This window comes from Paenibacillus sp. FSL K6-2441, assembly GCF_037964765.1.
Classification (GTDB): domain Bacteria; phylum Bacillota; class Bacilli; order Paenibacillales; family Paenibacillaceae; genus Fontibacillus; species Fontibacillus phoenicis.
Genome location: NZ_CP150174.1, coordinates 3872416 through 3890319, shown reverse-complemented (window position 1 = coordinate 3890319; position 17904 = coordinate 3872416). Strand labels below are relative to the sequence as shown.

Annotated in this window: 16 protein-coding genes; 12 read left to right on the top strand and 4 right to left on the bottom strand. The window is 55.0% G+C overall.

What is annotated here, in order from left to right; genetic code table 11:
• The first annotated feature begins 63 nt into the window (after nucleotides 1–63).
• From NSQ80_RS17980 to trxB, 7 genes are all read left to right on the top strand, one after another.
• The gene (locus NSQ80_RS17980; protein ID WP_036646556.1) at nucleotides 64–255 is read left to right on the top strand and encodes a helix-turn-helix transcriptional regulator; all 192 of its coding nucleotides are present in this window, start codon (nucleotides 64–66) and stop codon (nucleotides 253–255) included.
• Nucleotides 248–829: a peptide deformylase gene (gene def / locus NSQ80_RS17975; protein ID WP_009226871.1), complete on the top strand. Its 582-nt coding sequence runs from the start codon at nucleotides 248–250 to the stop codon at nucleotides 827–829. Before NSQ80_RS17980 ends, def begins: the two co-directional genes overlap by 8 nt.
• 283 nt (nucleotides 830–1112) lie before the next feature.
• Nucleotides 1113–1763, top strand: a complete 651-nt coding sequence (gene deoC, locus NSQ80_RS17970; RefSeq protein WP_036646551.1) for a deoxyribose-phosphate aldolase — start codon at nucleotides 1113–1115, stop codon at nucleotides 1761–1763.
• A gap of 166 nt (nucleotides 1764–1929) precedes the next feature.
• A complete protein-coding gene (locus NSQ80_RS17965; protein WP_339300224.1) occupies nucleotides 1930–2145 on the top strand; it encodes an ATP-binding cassette domain-containing protein in 216 nt (71 codons plus the stop codon).
• Between the two features lie 461 nt (nucleotides 2146–2606).
• Nucleotides 2607–3899, top strand: coding sequence for a homocysteine synthase (locus NSQ80_RS17960; RefSeq protein ID WP_339302186.1), 1293 nt, complete (start codon nucleotides 2607–2609; stop codon nucleotides 3897–3899).
• A 327-nt stretch (nucleotides 3900–4226) separates the two neighbouring features.
• Nucleotides 4227–6173: a heavy metal translocating P-type ATPase gene (locus NSQ80_RS17955; protein ID WP_339300222.1), complete on the top strand. Its 1947-nt coding sequence runs from the start codon at nucleotides 4227–4229 to the stop codon at nucleotides 6171–6173.
• A gap of 205 nt (nucleotides 6174–6378) precedes the next feature.
• Nucleotides 6379–7329, top strand: coding sequence for a thioredoxin-disulfide reductase (gene trxB, locus NSQ80_RS17950; protein ID WP_009226865.1), 951 nt, complete (start codon nucleotides 6379–6381; stop codon nucleotides 7327–7329).
• Nucleotides 7330–7410: 81 nt separating this feature from the next.
• Here trxB and NSQ80_RS17945 read toward each other — a convergent pair whose 3' ends face one another.
• Nucleotides 7411–7608, bottom strand: coding sequence for a hypothetical protein (locus NSQ80_RS17945; RefSeq protein ID WP_009226864.1), 198 nt, complete (start codon nucleotides 7606–7608; stop codon nucleotides 7411–7413).
• A gap of 300 nt (nucleotides 7609–7908) precedes the next feature.
• Between NSQ80_RS17945 and NSQ80_RS17940 the strand changes: the two genes are divergently transcribed.
• Nucleotides 7909–9042, top strand: coding sequence for a transglutaminase domain-containing protein (locus tag NSQ80_RS17940; RefSeq protein ID WP_339300219.1), 1134 nt, complete (start codon nucleotides 7909–7911; stop codon nucleotides 9040–9042).
• Nucleotides 9043–9109: 67 nt separating this feature from the next.
• Here NSQ80_RS17940 and NSQ80_RS17935 read toward each other — a convergent pair whose 3' ends face one another.
• Nucleotides 9110–10255: a virulence factor gene (locus NSQ80_RS17935; protein ID WP_260071435.1), complete on the bottom strand. Its 1146-nt coding sequence runs from the start codon at nucleotides 10253–10255 to the stop codon at nucleotides 9110–9112.
• 285 nt (nucleotides 10256–10540) lie between these two features.
• Between NSQ80_RS17935 and NSQ80_RS17930 the strand changes: the two genes are divergently transcribed.
• The 3 genes from NSQ80_RS17930 to NSQ80_RS17920 all read left to right on the top strand — a co-directional run bounded on the left by NSQ80_RS17930 (nucleotide 10541) and on the right by NSQ80_RS17920 (nucleotide 14039).
• The gene (locus NSQ80_RS17930) at nucleotides 10541–11890 is read left to right on the top strand and encodes a cytochrome ubiquinol oxidase subunit I (protein WP_339300216.1); all 1350 of its coding nucleotides are present in this window, start codon (nucleotides 10541–10543) and stop codon (nucleotides 11888–11890) included.
• The gene (locus NSQ80_RS17925) at nucleotides 11887–12918 is read left to right on the top strand and encodes a cytochrome d ubiquinol oxidase subunit II (RefSeq protein WP_260071437.1); all 1032 of its coding nucleotides are present in this window, start codon (nucleotides 11887–11889) and stop codon (nucleotides 12916–12918) included. Before NSQ80_RS17930 ends, NSQ80_RS17925 begins: the two co-directional genes overlap by 4 nt.
• A gap of 170 nt (nucleotides 12919–13088) precedes the next feature.
• The gene (locus NSQ80_RS17920) at nucleotides 13089–14039 is read left to right on the top strand and encodes an MBL fold metallo-hydrolase (RefSeq protein WP_036646547.1); all 951 of its coding nucleotides are present in this window, start codon (nucleotides 13089–13091) and stop codon (nucleotides 14037–14039) included.
• Nucleotides 14040–14047: 8 nt separating this feature from the next.
• On the opposite strand, the gene pgmB is transcribed toward NSQ80_RS17920, so the two are convergent.
• Both pgmB and NSQ80_RS17910 read right to left on the bottom strand, forming a co-directional pair.
• Entirely contained in the window at nucleotides 14048–14734 is a 687-nt protein-coding gene (pgmB, locus tag NSQ80_RS17915; RefSeq protein WP_009226856.1) for a beta-phosphoglucomutase, read from the bottom strand.
• Between the two features lie 15 nt (nucleotides 14735–14749).
• A complete protein-coding gene (locus NSQ80_RS17910) occupies nucleotides 14750–17047 on the bottom strand; it encodes a glycosyl hydrolase family 65 protein (protein WP_339300211.1) in 2298 nt (765 codons plus the stop codon).
• 105 nt (nucleotides 17048–17152) lie between these two features.
• Between NSQ80_RS17910 and NSQ80_RS17905 the strand changes: the two genes are divergently transcribed.
• Nucleotides 17153–17902 carry an AraC family transcriptional regulator gene (locus NSQ80_RS17905; protein ID WP_232282373.1) on the top strand — a complete coding sequence of 250 codons (750 nt, stop codon included), beginning with the start codon at nucleotides 17153–17155 and terminating at the stop codon, nucleotides 17900–17902.
• The last annotated feature ends 2 nt before the right edge of the window (nucleotides 17903–17904 follow it).

Sequence of the window (17904 nt, the reverse complement as noted above, 5' to 3'; positions counted from 1 at the left end):
ACAGGTCCATCGGGGCGTGATACCATGGGGGAGTCCAAAACTTTTGACATTTTGGTGGTGCCGATGAACAATAAGATCAAGCAATTCCGGAAGCGGCTGGGCTTAACCCAGAATGAGCTGGCCGCGGAATGCGGCGTCACGCGCCAAACGATCAATTGCGTGGAGAACAACCGGTACGACCCGACGCTGGAGCTGGCTTTCAAGCTTGCGAAAATTTTGCAGACGAAGGTGGATGAACTGTTTATTTATGAGTAAATTCAACCGCAATTACATCATTACGATGGATGATATTGTAAGAGAAGGGGATCCTATTCTCAGAGTGGTGACGGAGCCGGTCAGCATCCCCCCAACCGAGGAAGACCGCGAGGAAATGGCGGCGATGCTGCAATTTCTGAAGAACAGCCAGGATCCCGAGATGTCGAAGAAATACAAGCTGCGGGCGGGCGTGGGGTTGTCGGCGAATCAGATCGGACTGAACAAGCGGATGTTCGCAGCTCTGCTGATGGACGAGAACGGCAAGGATCGGCCGCTCGCTTTGTACAATCCGAAGATCATCAGCCATTCTCAGGCGATGACGTATTTGCCGGAGAGCGAGGGCTGCCTGTCGGTCGACCGGACGGTGCAGGGCTTCGTTCCACGCTACGAGAAGGTCCAAGTGAAGGCATACGATGATGAGGGCAACGAGATCAAGCTTCGGTTCAAAGGCTTTGACGCAATCGTGATGCAACATGAGATCGATCATCTAAACGGTATCATGTTTTATGATCATATCAATCCGGAGCATCCGTTTAAGCTGCCGAGCGGTGTGCCGATTTCCAGTTTATATTAATGCCTCATCCCAGCTTGAAGAAAGCCTGCAAAAGTGCAGGAATTATCACCGGATTCCCGCATTTCGCCGAAAAAAGATGCAAAAATACAGGTATTTTTCTGCGATATCTGGAAATCGAGCAGTTTCTCAAATTAAACCTGTATTTTTGCAGGCTTTCCCTGATTAAGCCAAGTTTTTAGAAAAAATACCTGCACTTTTGCAGGCATTCACGCATGCAGTTCATTATCTTAAAATCACGAACGGAGGAATTCCTTTGTCAACTCAATCCCAATCCATTACTGCTATGATCGATCATACGCTGCTCAAGGCGGACGCCGGACGCGCCGCCATTATTAAATTAGCGGAGGAAGCCAAGCAATACGGCTTCGCTTCCGTATGCGTTAACCCGACCTGGGTCAAGACCGCAGCGGAGGTTCTGAAAGACTCCCCGGTAAAGGTGTGCACCGTCATCGGCTTCCCGCTGGGCGCCTCGGCGCCGGAAGTGAAGGCGTTTGAAGCGTCTCATGCGATTGCCGAAGGCGCGGGCGAAGTCGATATGGTCATCAACATCGGCGCGCTCAAGGACGGCGACGACGGGCTGGTTCTCCGCGATATCGCCGGGGTTGTTCAGGCCGCGGCAGGCAAAGCGCTGGTGAAGGTCATTATCGAGACCTGCCTGCTCACCGACGAGGAAATCGTGCGGGCCTGCAAGCTGTCCGTGGAAGCCGGAGCGGATTTCGTCAAAACGTCGACCGGGTTCTCCACCGGCGGGGCTACCGTCGAAGCGGTGGAGCTGATGCGCAAAACGGTAGGTCCAAACGTTGGCGTGAAGGCGTCCGGCGGCGTGCGCACGCTGGCTGATGCCGAAGCGATGATCAAGGCGGGGGCAACGCGCCTTGGCACCAGTGCCGGCGTGGCCATCGCCCAAGGTCAAAGCGGCCAAAACGACTACTAAAATCAAGTGACATGAGGGAGAAACAGGGTGCTATTCCAGAGCGGTTGTGGAAATAGTACCCTTTTTTTCATTTCATCCAGACTTTTTATGTCCCCTTTCCGTTACAGCTACAGATGTCTCCCGCGGAAGGCATAACTTGATAAAATGTTCGGAAAAGAGGAACCGTATGATACCAATTGATCATTTATCCCCAAAATACACGCGCGGCGGCTTCGCGCTGCACGATGTCACCTTAACGCTAAACGAAGGGATGGTGGGCCTCCTGGGTCCCAACGGCGCAGGGAAATCTTCGCTGATGCGCATTTTGGCCACGCTGATGCCGCCCACTTCGGGCGATCGACCAATTGCGGTTGAAGCCGGGGATCACTTTGCGCTTATTTGAACCGGTATGCCGAAGGGCGAACGGTCATCACGGCGGTCCATGAGCTGAGCGAATGGGAGGAAGCGGCCGATCATGTGCTGTGGCTGGATCGGGGGAAGGTTCGCTTTTACGGAGGGAAAACATCCTGGATGGCAGACCCCTACCGGGTGTGGCAGGGGACGCTGACGCGCGAGCAATTTGATCAGTGTCCGGAGGCCGGGTTGATCGAGTTTCGGGAAACGCCGGAAGGAATCTATGCCAAGCTGGTTGGCGAAGCCCCCCTCTTTCCGGGGCTCCGCGAAGGTGAGCCAACGTTCGAGGATGCTTATTTTATCCGGAAATATCAACGGGTTTATCTCAATCTAAATAATTCATATAAAAATTATTGGATTTCCTATTTTCAAATCACACGAGATGTGAGAGAATATGAAAAAACATTCTTGGTTTATCATTATTTCGATGATTTGAAGGAGGAATTATCCATGTCTGAAGAGCGTCAATATGCCCCAGAAACGCTGGCGATTCACGCCGGCCAGGAGATCGATCCCACTACATACTCCCGGGCGGTCCCGCTGTACCAAACGACGTCGTATGGTTTTCGCGACACCGAGCATGCGGCGAATCTGTTTGGCTTGAAGGAATTCGGCAATATTTATTCCCGGATCATGAACCCAACCAATGACGTGTTCGAGAAGCGTGTAGCTGCGTTGGAAGGCGGCGTCGGGGCATTGGCGACGGCATCGGGTCAGGCGGCGGTCACTTTCTCCATCTTAAATATTGCCGGGGCGGGTGACGAAATCGTCTCCTCCACCTCGTTGTACGGCGGTACCTATAATCTGTTTTCCACAACGTTGCCTAAGCTTGGTGTGCACGTGAAGTTCGTGGATTCCTCGAATCCGGAAAACTTCCGCGCAGCGATCACGGACAAGACGAGGGCGCTTTACGCTGAGACGATCGGCAACCCGAAGGGTGACGTGCTGGACATCGAAGCGGTCGCGGCGATTGCCCATGAGCATGGGATTCCGTTGATCGTCGACAATACGTTCCCAAGCCCGTATTTGCTGCGTCCGATCGATTTTGGCGCGGACATCGTCGTGCATTCGGCAACGAAGTTTATCGGCGGGCACGGTACCTCGATCGGCGGTATCATCGTTGACAGCGGTAAATTCGACTGGGCTGCCAGCGGGAAATTCCCGGGCCTGACCGAGCCGGATCCAAGCTACCACGGCGTTGTATATACGCAAGCAGTCGGTCCGCTCGCTTACATCATCAAGGCCCGCGTTCAGCTGCAGCGCGATCTTGGCGCTTCGTTGTCGCCGTTTAACGCGTGGCTGCTGCTGCAAGGGCTGGAGACGTTGCATCTGCGCGTGGAACGCCACAGCCAGAACGCCCTGAAAGTGGCGCAATATCTGGAAGCGCATGAGCTGGTAGAATGGGTCAGCTACGCGGGATTGCCAAGCCACCCATCCTATGAACTGGCGCAAAAATACTTGCCAAAAGGCCAAGGCGCCATCCTCACGTTTGAAATTCGCGGCGGCGTGGAAGCCGGTCGCAAGCTAATCAATAGCGTGAAGCTGTTCTCGCATTTGGCCAATGTCGGCGATTCCAAGTCGTTGATCATTCATCCGGCCAGCACCACGCACCAACAGTTAACGGAAGCGGAACAATTGGCCGCCGGCGTCACGCCGGGGTTAATCCGCTTGTCCGTAGGGACGGAGTCGATCGACGACATCCTGTATGATTTGGAGCAGGCGATCGCTGCCAGCCAGGCCTAATAGCATTTATACCGAATTTATACTGAAGCCGCTGAATCGGAGGACCATGTTTGTCCGTCCGGTCAGCGGTTTTTTTCGTGTACGGACAGGGGCTGATGCCGATGTGGGTCTGAAGCTACGGTCAGCAGGTATTTACAAAATGGAAAAATAAGCATACAATAAAGCCAAAAGTTTCACTAAAACAAAATTATTGTCCTAATTCAACAATGATTATCGTTCTCATTTGTGAGCTGCTCCGGGAAGATCCCGGGGCAGCTTGCGCCATTTTTAGGGGGTTAACAATAATATTCATTCTCAGCTTACCCCCCTTACAAGGAGGAGCTTATTATGGAAGTCGTCCATAGAAGAACATTGCCAGAAGTGAATCAAGCAGCCCATCAACCTAACCCGGGCGGGAAGCGGCGGTTGGATTGGAAGCGGCTCTTCAGCCACCGGGAGTTGCTGCTCGCTTTGGTCAGCGGCGGGTTAATGCTTACCGCATGGGCCTGGGGGATGCAAGGGCCGATGCCTTGGATCTCAATGGTGCTGTATATTGCGGCCTATACGGTCGGGGGATATGTGAAAGCCCGGGAAGGCTTGATCACTTTAATCAAAGAGCGGGATTTGGATGTTAATTTGCTGATGATCGCGGCGGCGCTTGGGGCAGCCTCCATCGGCTATTGGAACGAAGGGGCGATGCTGATCTTTATCTTTGCATTAAGTGGCGCCTTGGAATCGTTCGCCAGCGAACGGAGCCGGAAGGACATCTCGGCGCTGATCGCGATGAAGCCGGAAACCGCGCTTCGCGTTGGCGAAGATGGGATGGAGCTGGTGCCGGTGGAGGCGCTGGCCGTGGGCGACCTGCTGCTGGTGAAGCCAGGGGAGGTGATCCCGGCCGACGGGATCATCCGCACCGGAAGCTCTGCGGTAAATCAATCGGCAATCACCGGAGAATCGATCCCGGTGGATAAACAGCCGGGGGATGGGGTGTATGCCGGAACGATCAATGGAGAAGGGGCGATTTATGTGGAGGTGTCCAGCCCGGCGGAAGGCACCTTGTTCGCCAAGATCATCACCCTTGTGGAGCAGGCTCAGCAGGAGGTGCCGGGGACGCAGCGGTTTATTAAGCGGCTTGAAGGCATTTACGCCAAGACAATTGTAGCCGCAACGCTAGCCCTCATCCTGCTCACGCCGTGGCTGCTTGGCTGGAGCTGGTCGTTCGCCTTTTACAAGGCGATGGTGTTTCTTGTAGTAGCTTCACCGTGCGCGATTGTATCGTCGGTGATGCCGGCCATGCTCTCGGCGATGTCGAAGAGCGCCCGCAAAGGCGTGCTGTTCAAGGGCGGAGCCCATATGGACCATCTGGGCAGCATTCGGGTCGTCGCGTTTGATAAAACCGGGACGCTGACGGAAGGCTCGCCGGTGGTGACCGGGCTGTACACCATCGAAGGCGTTGACCCGCGGGAGATGCTGGCTGCCTGCGCTGCGGCGGAGAGCCTGTCGGAGCATCCGCTGGCTCAAGCGATCGTACGCAAGGCGCAAGCCGAAGGGCTGCCGATCGACGGGGCCGAGGAGCTGCGGGCGCTACCGGGCTGGGGCATCGAAGCGAAGGTCAGCGGCGCGGCGTGGCGCATCGGCAAGGCGGACGATGGCGACTCGATGCTACCGGGGCCGCTGGCTGAGCAGCTTCGCCGATGGATCGCCGAGGGGCACACCGTCTCCGTCGTTCAGCGGGACGATGCCAACGTCGGCCTCATCGCGCTCCGCGACGAGGTTCGCCCGCAGGCCAAGGCAGCCATCGCCCGGCTGCACGAGCTGGGTGTCGCCGTCGCGATGTTGACCGGCGACCGCAGCGTGACCGCACACGCGCTGGCCAAGGAGATCGGCGTCGACCTCGTGTACGCCGATCTGCTCCCGCAAGAGAAGGTCGCGCATGTCAAGGCGCTGCGGGAGCGCTATGGCAGCGTCGCGATGGTCGGCGACGGCGTCAACGACGCGCCGGCGCTCGCAGCCGCAAGCGTGGGCATCGCCATGGGCGGCGGCGGCAGCGGGGCCGCGCTGGAAGTGGCCGATGTCGTGCTGATGAACGACAGCATCGAGCGGATTGCGGAGACGATCTCGCTCGCCCGGCGGGCTCGGCGGATCGTGAAGCAGAACCTGGTTTTTGCCGGTGCCGTTATTCTGATGCTGATCGTAAGCAATTTTGCGGCGGGTATTCCGCTGCCGTTTGGTGTCGTGGGTCATGAGGGCAGCACGCTATTGGTGATTCTGAACGGGCTGCGGCTGCTTCGGTAGTGGTTTCGATAGTGGTTTCGGTAGCGTCGCGCGTAGTGGCTCGCGCTGTGGTCCTGACATAGCGGTCTTCACCATTCCTTCATTTAACCTTCACCAAACCTATCCATTACAAAGATTGACAGATTCCTGCAACGTTCACATAATTAGAATCAAGCCATCTTATATCTATAATTTGTGATGAATCCATTTGAAAGGATTTGAGGATATGTACAAATCAATTATTATCGGAACCGGCCCGGCAGGGTTAACCGCTGCAATATATCTGGCCCGCGCGAACATGAATCCGCTGGTGATCGAAGGTCCGCAGCCAGGCGGCCAATTAACAACAACCACGGAAGTAGAAAATTTCCCGGGGTTCCCGGAAGGGATCATGGGCCCGGAATTGATGGATAACATGCGCAAGCAAGCCGAACGTTTCGGAGCTGAATTCCGCACGGGCTGGGTGAACAGCGTGGATCTGAGCCAACGTCCGTTTAAACTTCAGGTAGAAGGAATTGGTGAGCTCGTGACTGAGACATTGATCTTGTCGACAGGTGCTACGGCTAAATACCTGGGCATCCCGGGCGAAGAGGTGAACGTTGGACGCGGCGTAAGCACTTGCGCGACCTGCGACGGCTTCTTCTTCCGCAACAAAGAGATTATTGTGGTCGGCGGCGGCGATTCCGCAATGGAGGAAGCCGGATTCTTAACCCGCTTTGCTTCGAAAGTCACCGTGGTGCATCGCCGCGAAGAGCTGCGCGCCTCGAAGATCATGCAGGATCGCGTGCGCAGCAACGAGAAAATCGAGCTGGCCCTCAACCGCACGCCGCTTGAAGTCATCGCCGGAGAGCATGGGGTTACCGGCCTGAAAGTGCGCAACAACGCGACGGGCGAGGAAGAAATCATTCCGGCCAGCGGCGTATTCGTGGCGATTGGCCATCAACCGAACACCTCGTTCCTGGGCGGCCAAATCGATCTGGATGCCAACGGGTATATCGTGGTGAAGCCAGGCACTTCCGAGACCAACGTTCCGGGCGTCTTCGCTTGCGGCGACGTACAGGACACCCGCTACCGCCAAGCGATTACGGCGGCAGGAAGCGGCTGCATGGCTGCGATCGATTGCGAGAAATTCATCGAAAGCATGGAGCATGAGCAAGCTGCAGCAGCTGTAAAATAAGGAACAGCAAAACGGCGATACAGGAAGGACCTGTATCGCCGTTTTCTTTTGCATGGAGCTATCAATTTATCGTTATGCTTCCTAGATAAACAGTCCGGCAATCAGTTGGAACACGAAATATCCCAACACTCCGCCGCCGATTAAGGCAAAGCCCGCCCGCTTGCGGCCCTGGAACAATCGCAGTACACCGAGGCTCACCATGGGAGCCACAATCAGCAGAAAAAACATGACGGCTAAAAATAATTCCACCGAAATATCCGAAATATTTACGATAGTCATCCAATCGATTCTCCATTCCTATGGAAGTCTGAAAATTCACGCAATGACATTTATCACATTTTTTATATTTTTTATTATACATAAGCCCTGCTTTCATTTGTAGAAGCTGATTGTGAATTTTAGGAAACAGATTTTCGTGAGATCTCGAAGGAACCGCCTTACGGGGGCTGTCCAAATCCTGTTTTGCGTTCGACAAAACTAGTAAGCTTTTGCAGGAGAGGCTGTGTTACAATGGGCTTGATCGAAAGATTGGCAGAAGAAATCGTTTATGCAGCTTGACCGGAAGGTGAGGGAAGCCAGATGGGAAAGAAAATCGGGAGACTTTCAACAGGTTGGCTCATAACCGGGGTGATCGGCGGTTTACTGCTGAGTACCGAACCACTTGGAGGGATTGCCGTCCCGGTTCAAGCGGCGGCGGAGCCAGCGACGGTCACGACCGCCAAGCAACTGCAGGCTAAGCTGGCGCAAGGGATGGAGGCGCGGAACACGACGATTACCTTGAAATATAAGGGGTCGACCAAAAATTTGGAGAATCAGCTGAAGCAAGCGGTGAACGATGCGCTGGAAGCCGATCCGTATACGAAATATATCGTGGATCGTTACGTTTACTCCTGGCGAGGCACAACGGGATCGGCCAAGATCACGCTGCAGGTTCATTACCGCGAAACGGCTGAGCAGACCGCTTACGTCCGCCAAAGCGTGAAGAACATCCTCAAGCAGCTGATCCAACCGGGCATGAACAACCATCAGAAAATCAAAGCGATTCACGATTATGTCGTGTTGAACCTGAAGTACGATACCGATCTGCAAAAATATACCGCTTATGAAGGGCTCAAAACCGGTGAAGCGGTATGTCAAGGCTACGCCTTGCTGACTTACGAGTTGCTGAAGGAAGCTGGGATTGAGAACCGTTTAGTGGAAGGGACGGCGGGAGGCCAGCTGCATGCGTGGAACCTCGTGCGTCTCGACAACCGCTGGTACCATCTGGACACGACCTGGGACGACCCGGTCCCTGATGTGCCCAAGCGGGTCAATTATACGTATTACTTGCGAACCGATGAGCAGATGAGGCAGGATCATATCTGGAAAGCGGCCGATTATCCTCGGGCGTCCGTACCTTATATCAAAACTCTGCAGGCGCTAATTGAGGCAGGCGGGGAGAAGAAGCAAACCTATCTTGCGCTGAAGACTGCGCTGGGGTACGACTTATACGACGCCGACGCGGCAGTGTCCACCGCCAAAGGGCTGGCAGAACGGGTCAAGTTCGGCATGAAGGCCGGAAAAGCCACGGTGACCGTGCGTTACGCCGGTTCGGATGAGCAGTTGCTGGAGGACTTGACCGGGCTGTACGACCTGGGCATCCGAAATATCCGTTACCTGATGCAGCCTTTGGAGGGAACGGATGATTTGCGGGTTGAGATTCATTGGGAATAAGGATGAAAAAAATAAACGAGCAAGGATCACCGACACCTCATGTCAGGTGACCCTTGCTCGTTTTTGTTTACTTGTTGCCCCCACGCTCGCGGCCGGCCATTTGCTGCCAGACCGTTCCGGCGGCTTGCTCGCCGGACTCGATCCGCTCGACGGCCATGCGCGCTTGCAGACCCACCTCAAACTCAGGGTCGTCTACCGCTGCGCGCAGCGCCTCTAAGGCATCATCCGTGCCGACCTCGTAGAGGAAGCGGGCCGCGCGCCAACGGACCAGCTTGCTGCTGTCCGATAGCGCCGCGATCATCGGCCCCGTGGCCGCCGGATCGCCGATGTCGGACAGCGTATCGCCGGCGGTGCGCCGCACGGCGGCGGAAGCATCGCGCAGCGCCTCGTACAGCAGCTCCATCGCCTCCGGCGTCCGCAGGTCGCCGAGGTAAACGACGGCGAGCCGGCGGAGCTGCATTTGCGGGTCGCGCAGCGCCTCCGCCAGCAGCGGCAGCGCCTCTGCGCTTGGCTGCTGCAGTGACTCCAGCGCGGCGTAGCGCACGCGCCAATCCGGGTCCTTCATCCGCTCGCGGATTTCGTCCAGGCTAAGCGCGCGCCGCTGCTCGACGAACTCCGTCTCGCTGCGGCCGTGGGCGATCGCTTGCTCGACGATGCCTTTCAGCCGCTCCGGCGGATACGCCGCCTCCAGCTCCTGCTCGATCTCGCGGGCGATGTCAGGCAGCTCGCCGTAGCGCACGCCGTAATCGACGAGCTTGCGCTCCTTGATCAGCGTGGCGCTGGCCACCTCGGTGACGGCGTTCACGAATCGCTCGGACAACGAAATCCGTTCCTCTTGGTTCCCCGCCTTCACCCGAATTTGCATCGGGATGCCGCGGAAGAACTGCACAAAGACCTGCGCCTCCCCGTATCCTGAGGCTTCCCCGCTCTCCGGGGTCCAGGCCGATTCCACGCCTTCCTGTCCAAACTGCTTCTGCACTTCGGACAAAATTGCCGCCCAATCAGCGTTCCCTTTCCGATCCAAGGCAACAAAATCAGCGGTGTGGAACACGCTTTTGACCCCGGGGATCTGCAGCAATCCGCGAATCCAAGCGGGGGCAGAGCGTTCGTTGTTCAGCGTATATGTTTTCCGAATCCCCGGCTCCAAGCTTTCATCCAAATGCAGCTTCATCGTATTTGGGCTGGGGGTCGGTTCGATAAAGACGATCTTCATTGATCATCACGGCTCCTTTCTATAGATGAGGCCTTCAATCCCAGATTGGTTTAATTTTAAACTTTTCTTGTCTATTGTACCTCAATGCGGCCTATTGCCCAACCCTCATAGGAATAAAAAGGAACATCCGCGACACACTAAATGGGCAAGGAGGCGAAGGCATGTTCCGAAAACAAGAGCGAACCCTGGCGATCGTATGTCTCATCGTAGCCGTGATCATGCTGTATGCCTTCATCAAAAGCTTGATTCGTTTCCTCCATTACTTCTCCTGAAGGAGCTTGAGTTATGGCAAATCTTGACTCGGTCACTTTAAGCCGGATGCTTACCGGGCTGACCTTGTTCGTACATATCATCTTTGCGTCGATTGGCGTTGGCGTGCCGCTGATGATCGCGCTGGCGGAGTGGCGGGGCATTCGCGCGAACGATCCGCATTATACGATGCTGGCTCGCCGCTGGGCTCGCGGCTTCGTCATTTCCGTGGCAATTGGGGTCGTGACCGGGACGTCCATCGGCTTGCAGCTCAGCCTGCTCTGGCCCACCTTTATGCGCGTCGCCGGACAGGCGATTGCGTTGCCGCTGTTTATGGAGACCTTCGCCTTTTTTGTGGAGGCGATTTTTCTGGGGATTTACCTTTATACGTGGGATCGATTCAAAAATAAGGGGCTGCACCTGCTCCTGCTGATTCCGGTCGCCATCGGCTCTTCCGCTTCCGCCTTCTTCATTACCACGCTGAACGCCTTCATGAACACACCGCAGGGATTCACGCTCAAAAACGGGGTGATCGCAGACTTCCGTCCGCTGGTGGCGATGTTTAATCCGGCAACGCCAACCAAGGTGTCCCATGTCCTGGCTTCCTCGTATACGGCCAGTGCGGGAATTCTGGCGGGCATCGCGGCTTTCAGCCTGCTGCGCGGCCGGGATCACGTCTATTTCAAAAAGGCGCTGAAACTGACGGTCGTCTCCTCCTTCGTGTTTGCCCTGGCGACGGCGGTGATTGGGGATTTCTCCGGCAAGTTTCTGGCCAAGTATCAACCGGAGAAGCTGGCGGCGGCGGAATGGCATTTTGAAACGATGGAACGGGCACCGTTGATATACGGCGGCGTACTGGATGAGGCCGGGAACGTCAAATACGCGCTGAAAATCCCGTATGCGCTTAGCATCCTTGCCGGTAACTCGCCCAATACCCGGGTCATCGGGTTAGAGGAGTTCCCTGTAGATGAGCGTCCGCCGTTGCTGATTCATTATATGTTTGATCTCAAGGTGACGATCGGGGCGCTGCTCGTCCTGATTCCGTTCCTGTATTTGCTGCGGCGCTACTTGCCCGGCGGCAAGACGAAGGTTCCGGTCTGGCTGCTGATCGGCATTTTGGCGCTGGGGCCACTGGCGATGGTCGCCATCGAGCTGGGCTGGATGTTCGCTGAGTTTGGCCGTCAACCGTGGATCATCCGGGGCTATATGAAGGTGGGGGAAGCCGCTACCACCTCGGAAAGCGTTGGCCCGATGCTGCTGATGTTCGCCGTGCTGTATCTGGTCCTGTGCCTTTCCTGCGTTTACGTATTATCCCGGATGTTCCGCAACAAGGATGTGCTCACCGAGCTGCGGCAAGCCGGGCTTGAGGGAGGAGACGCACAATGAGCTATGAGCTGGTCGGCATTACGGTGTTGTGGACGTTCCTGTTTGGCTATTTAATCGTCGCTTCCGTTGACTTTGGTGCCGGATTTTTCAGCTATTACAGCGTGATAACCGGCCATGAAAACAAAGTCCACGACATTATTCAGCGGTACTTATCCCCGGTGTGGGAAGTGACCAACGTGTTTTTAATCTTTTTCGTCGTTGGTTTGGTCGGGTTCTTCCCGGATTCCGCTTATTATTACGGCACGGCGCTGCTGATTCCCGGCAGTCTGGTTACCGTGCTGCTCGCCTTGCGGGGCGCTTATTACGCTTACAATACCTATGGCGCAAGTAAAGCGAACAATAAAACGTATATGGCGGTCTACGGGGCAACGGGTCTGCTGATTCCGGCGGCCCTTTCGACGATCTTAGCTATTTCGGAGGGCGGTATCATTGGCGAGCGCGACGGGAAGGTTGTCTTGGATTGGGCAGCCTTCTTTGGCAATCCGTATACCTGGTCGGTGATCCTGCTGGCACTGGTGTCTGTGCTGTACATTTCGGCGATGTTTCTGGCGTTTTACGCGGATAAAGCGGGGGATCAGCGGGCTTTCGGAGTCCTGCGCGGGTATGCGCTGCTGTGGAGCGGGCCGACGATTCTCGCCTGTGTGTTCGCCTTTTTTCAGATCCATCGGCAAAATCCGGAGCATTTCGCACATATGTTGGAGGTAGCGTGGATGTTTATCGCCTCTTTGATTTGTTACCTGGGGGCCGTCATCTTGATGTGGAAAAAGCGGCGGCTAGGCTGGTCGTTCTTGCTGGTCATGCTGCAGTTCGCGTTTGCTTGGTACGGATATGGCCGCAGCCACCTTCCCTATATTCTCTATAAGCAGGTGAGTATCTACGAGAGCTTCACCAACGAGACGATGGCCGTCGCCTTAATCACCGCTTTCGTTGCAGGATTGTGTATTCTCATTCCTTCCTTGTTCTTGCTGATGCGGTTGTTTTTGTTTGACGCCAAATATGTAAGAGGCAATTCGCCGGGGAAAGGGTGAAGGGGATGGAGTGGTTTATGATGATGGTAGCTCCGGAGTTGGTGGTAGCCGGGGCGGTCCTGTTCTTATTTCTCTATGCCTGGAAGTATAAGGATCGGGCCGATTGACCCGGGAAATTTGGGTTTATACCAGAGAGAGCGAAAGAAATGCGGAGAGGAGTCACTGGAGCGATGCCAAGAAGAATGCGCTACAATAACCTCGATAACGTGAGCACCGACAAAACGTTAAAGCAATTTAAGCAGCTGCGGGAAGAACGGCGCAGCAAAAAGAAGGATTATTCCTTCGTGATTCCCAATAAGCCGCCGGAACTCGATTATTTGCAGGCGAACCGTGAAGAGAGCACGATTACGTGGATCGGCCATTCTACGTTCCTGATCCAATATCAAGGTCTTAATATCGTTACCGATCCCGTCTGGGCCATGCGGATGGGATTTCAACGTCGGCTTACCGAGCCGGGGATCCCCATTCATCAACTGCCGCCCATCGACGTGATCCTGATCTCTCATTCCCATTATGATCATATGCATTTTGCTTCGATCCGCCGGATTTATAGCAAGGACACCACGATCATTGTCCCTGTCGGCCTTGGGCGGAAGATGTGGCGGAAAGGGTTCTATAACGTCCATGAGATGAGCTGGTGGGAGCGCGTACGCATTGGGGAGGTCGACATCTCCTTTGTCCCCACCCAGCACTGGACGCGCCGCACGCCATTTGATACGAATACGTCGCATTGGGGCGGCTACGTCCTGGAGCCGGTGCCAAGCAAGGTGGAGAAGAAACCGCCGGTCATCTATTTTGCCGGAGACAGCGGATATTTCCGCGGGTTTGCCGAAATCGGCAGGCGCTTTCAGATCGATGTGGCGCTCCTGCCGATCGGCGCTTATGAGCCGGAATGGTTCATGACGAGCCAGCATACCACGCCGGAGGAGGCGCTGCAAGCGTTCGTTGATGTCAAGGCGAAGCTCATGATTCCGATGCATTACGGCACCTTCCGGCTGGCCGATGATACCGCGCGGGAGGCGCTTGACCGTCTGGAGAAGGAACGGATCCGCCTTGGCTTCTCTGAGGATACGATCCGGCTGCTGCATCACGGGGAAACCTTGCGATGGCCGGGGGAGTAGAAGCAGCTCTACGCTTTTACCGCAAAATGCTCCATCAGATCCCGCAAACTGAGCTTGGCGGTGCTGGGCAGCACGATGTCGGCTTTCGGGAACTGCTCCGCTGCGCCGATGGCGACGGCGAACATGCCCGCGGCTTTGATCGCGTCGACTCCGGAAACGGCGTCTTCCACGCCGATGCAGGCCGCCGGCTCCACTCCGAGTTGGGCCGCCGCGGTCAGGAAAATCTCCGGATCCGGCTTATTGTTCTTTAAGCGGGTCACGTCCACAATCACATCAAACCAGCTTGTCACGCCCAGACCGTCAAGGACGGTTTGGGCGTTTTTGCTGGCGGAAGCGATCCCGGTCTTGATCCCGGCTTCCCGCAGCTCCGTTAGAAACCCGGAGATTCCCGGCAACAGGTCGGCTGGCGTAATTTTCTCGATCAACTTGACGTAAAGGTTGTTCTTGCGCGCTGCCAGCTCATTCATCTCCGCTTCGCTGTAATGAACGGGGGTGGTCGTTTGGCTGAGCAGCAGCTTTAAAGAATCGAGGCGGGATACGCCCTTCAGATTTTCATTAAACTCGCGTGTAAAGGGAATGTTCAATTCTTCGGCAATGGCTTTCCACGCTTGGTAATGATATTCGGCGGTGTCCGTAATGACCCCGTCCAAATCAAAGATCACTGCTTGTAAAGATTTCGTTTGGTTGTTATCCATCCTAACCGCTCCTTCTCAATGTAGTTCAAGGTTTGCCAGAGGACGCGAAACAGCGCGATCCGGCTGCAATGTCACGGTTTCTCCGTACAATTGAATGTCGATGGCGTCGCCTTCGGTCAGCTCCAGGGTGACGTCTCCTTTCTCGATACGCACGGAAATCAGACGGCCGCGGAACGTCAGGCGGAAGGCGTATTGCTCCCAATCCCGCGGGATCGCTGGGGCAAGAGACAGGCCGCTTTCTTTCAGCCGCATGCCGGCGAAGCCGTACACGATCGACATCCAAGTGCCGCCCATGTTTGCCAAATGCAGACCATCTTTCGTATTGCCATGCGTGTTGTCCAGATCCAGCCGCGCCGTTTCGATGAAATACTCGTACGCTTTGTCCAGATTGCCGATCTTGGCCGCCATAATGCTGAAGATACAAGAGGACAAGGAGGAGTCATGGGTCGTGATCCGTTCGTAATAATCGTAGGAACGGCGGATCGTCTCCAGGGACTGCTCGTCCTCCAGCAGGAAATGGGCCAGCACGGTGTCCGCCTGTTTGCACACCTGGTACCGGTAAAGGGTCAGCGGATGGTAGTGCAGCAACAGCGGATAGTTTTCTTTTGGCGTATTGGCAAAATCCCAAACGGCCTTGCGCAGGAACGTATCATCCTGCGGGTTGATGCCCAGAGCTTCATCATATGGCAGGAACATCGCTGCAGCTGCCGCTTCCCAAGCGGCGATTTCGTCGTCCGTAACGCCAAGCTTCGCGCATAGCGCCTGGTAGCCTGCGGCATCGTAGTCTTTCAGGATCGCGCAGCTTTTGGCCGCCCATTTCAAATTATGCTTGGCCATAGCGTTGGTATAGTAGTTGTTGTTCACGCAGCAGGTATATTCGTCCGGCCCGGTGACTTCATCAATGTGGAATGCACCGTTGTAATAATGCCCGATTTCAGCCCATAACCGCGCCGTTTCGATCAGCACTTCCGCGCCGTAGTTCAGCAGGAAATCCCGATCCTGCGCAGCAAGGTAGTATTGGACATAGCTGTAGGCGATGTCCGCGCTGATATGATATTGCGCTGTGCCTGACGGGAAGAACGAGGAGCATTCGGTCCCTGAAATGGTGCGCCAAGGGAACAACGCGCCTTTGTGGTGCCCCATCTCCCGCGCTCTCGCTCTGGCATCGTCCAGAATGGAGTAACGGTACAAGAGCAGCTGGCGGGCCAGCTCCGGCTGGGTCATCAAAAAGACCGGGAACATATAAATTTCCGTATCCCAGAAGTAATGGCCTTCGTACCCTTCGCCGCTTAAGCCTTTGGCGGCGATGTTGCTGTACTTGTCCCGGCCGGCGGATTGCAGCAGCTGGAACAGGTTGAAGCGGATGCCTTCCTGCAGCTTCTCATCGTTCTGAATGATGACGTCGGCCGATTTCCAATAATCGTTCAGATACCCCGTCTGCTCTGCGAGCAAATCGCCAAAGGACAAGCCGGACAAGCGCTCGTGCAGATCAAACGCCCGCTCCTGGAATCCTTCGCCATGGCGGAGAGTGTCCGTATATACGTTGAATTTTGTAAATTCAACAGGGCCGTTCAGAGCGAAGGTTGCCGTATAAACTATTTCTCCGTCCTTTGTATCCAGCGCGATCTCTGCATCGGCAGTTAACTGATGGCGGGTGACGCAAGCGGCTTTCATTTTGGAAACCATCGTTTCGTCCACGACGTAGCCGTATTCGCCTCGCGTTCCAGTTTCCACCACGGTCATCCGTTCCGCATGGCCCGCTCCAACCCGCGGATCATTGGGATTGGTGTAGTTTTTGACATTACCGTTTAGCGTAGAGACGATTTTGACCGGGCCGCTAAAGTTGATCGGCTCCAGCTTGATATGAATGGCAAACAATTCACGGTGCGTAAAGGAGACGAGACGGCGGAAGGTCAGACGCACTTCTTTGCCGGTTGGAGACGTCCAATGCACTCTTCGCTCCGAAAATCCCTGATCCATATGCAAAGTCCGCTGAAATTCCGTAATCTTGCCTTGATCCAGACGGAAAGGCTCGTCCTCCTCGCCGAAATAGATCAGCACCGTTTGAGCATCGATGTTGTTCACCAGCTTCTGTTGCGTTTCGGGAAAAGCAAACAGCTTCTCGCCATAAGGAATTTCGATCACATCGTGAAATGCGTTCAAGTAAGTGCCGCGGATGCTGGTCATTTGCTTACCGTAGCCTTCTTCAAAGTTGCCCCGCACGCCCAAATACCCGTTGCCGAGCGCAAAGATACTTTCCATATTCAACAGCTCTGGCTGTGAAACGTCCGAATTCGTTAATTTCCAAGTCATGGTTGTTAGATCCCTCCTGGTCGTTATGATTGAATTTTAGAACCTAAAGCGGTAATGTAATACTAAATTCTTTAGATAATTGTCTAAATTTTTAGGTGGGATATGATGAATCTTCAACAGGGTCATACGTATTATCGGTCATCGAAAATGCAGGCACTCCAGGATCGTTTTGTCCATCCTCCGGTAGACTACGAACAGGAGCTGCTGGAAGCGGTCCGGATGGGGGACGAAGCAACAGCACTTCAGGTGATGCGAAAAATCAACGAGCTTGAAGCTGCGGTGTTGGCAACCTATCCGCTGCGCTCCAAAAAAAACGCCCTCATCGCCTCCTGCACTTTGTTTACAAGGGCGATTATCCAGGGCGGGGTCGATCCGGAGATTGCTTTTCACTTAAGTGATACTCTAATATTGGAGATCGAAAGGCTTAACGATCTCGAAGCGCTGGCCCAATTCGAATACGAGATGCTGGTGCAGTTCGTGATGACGATTCAGCGGGAAAGGGAGGAGCTGCCGTACTCCCATCTGGTGAAGCTGGCCATCCATTATATCCGGCAGCATATTTTTGACGATTTGACCTTGCCGCTCATTGCGGGTCACCTTGGCGTTCATCCGAGTTATTTGTCCGATCGTTTTCGCCGGGAAACCGGATTGCCGCTGATGAAATACATTAACAGCCGCAAGATTGAAGAGTCGAAACACATGCTTATCTATACGAACCGTTCCATTTCCGAAATCGCATTTCATTTTAAATTTTGCAGTCAGAGTTACTACACCCGGTTGTTTAAGGAATTTGTCGGCATGACGCCAAAGCAATTTCGGACAAGCGGAGCGGGGCGATCTATTCTGGAGAGGTAATG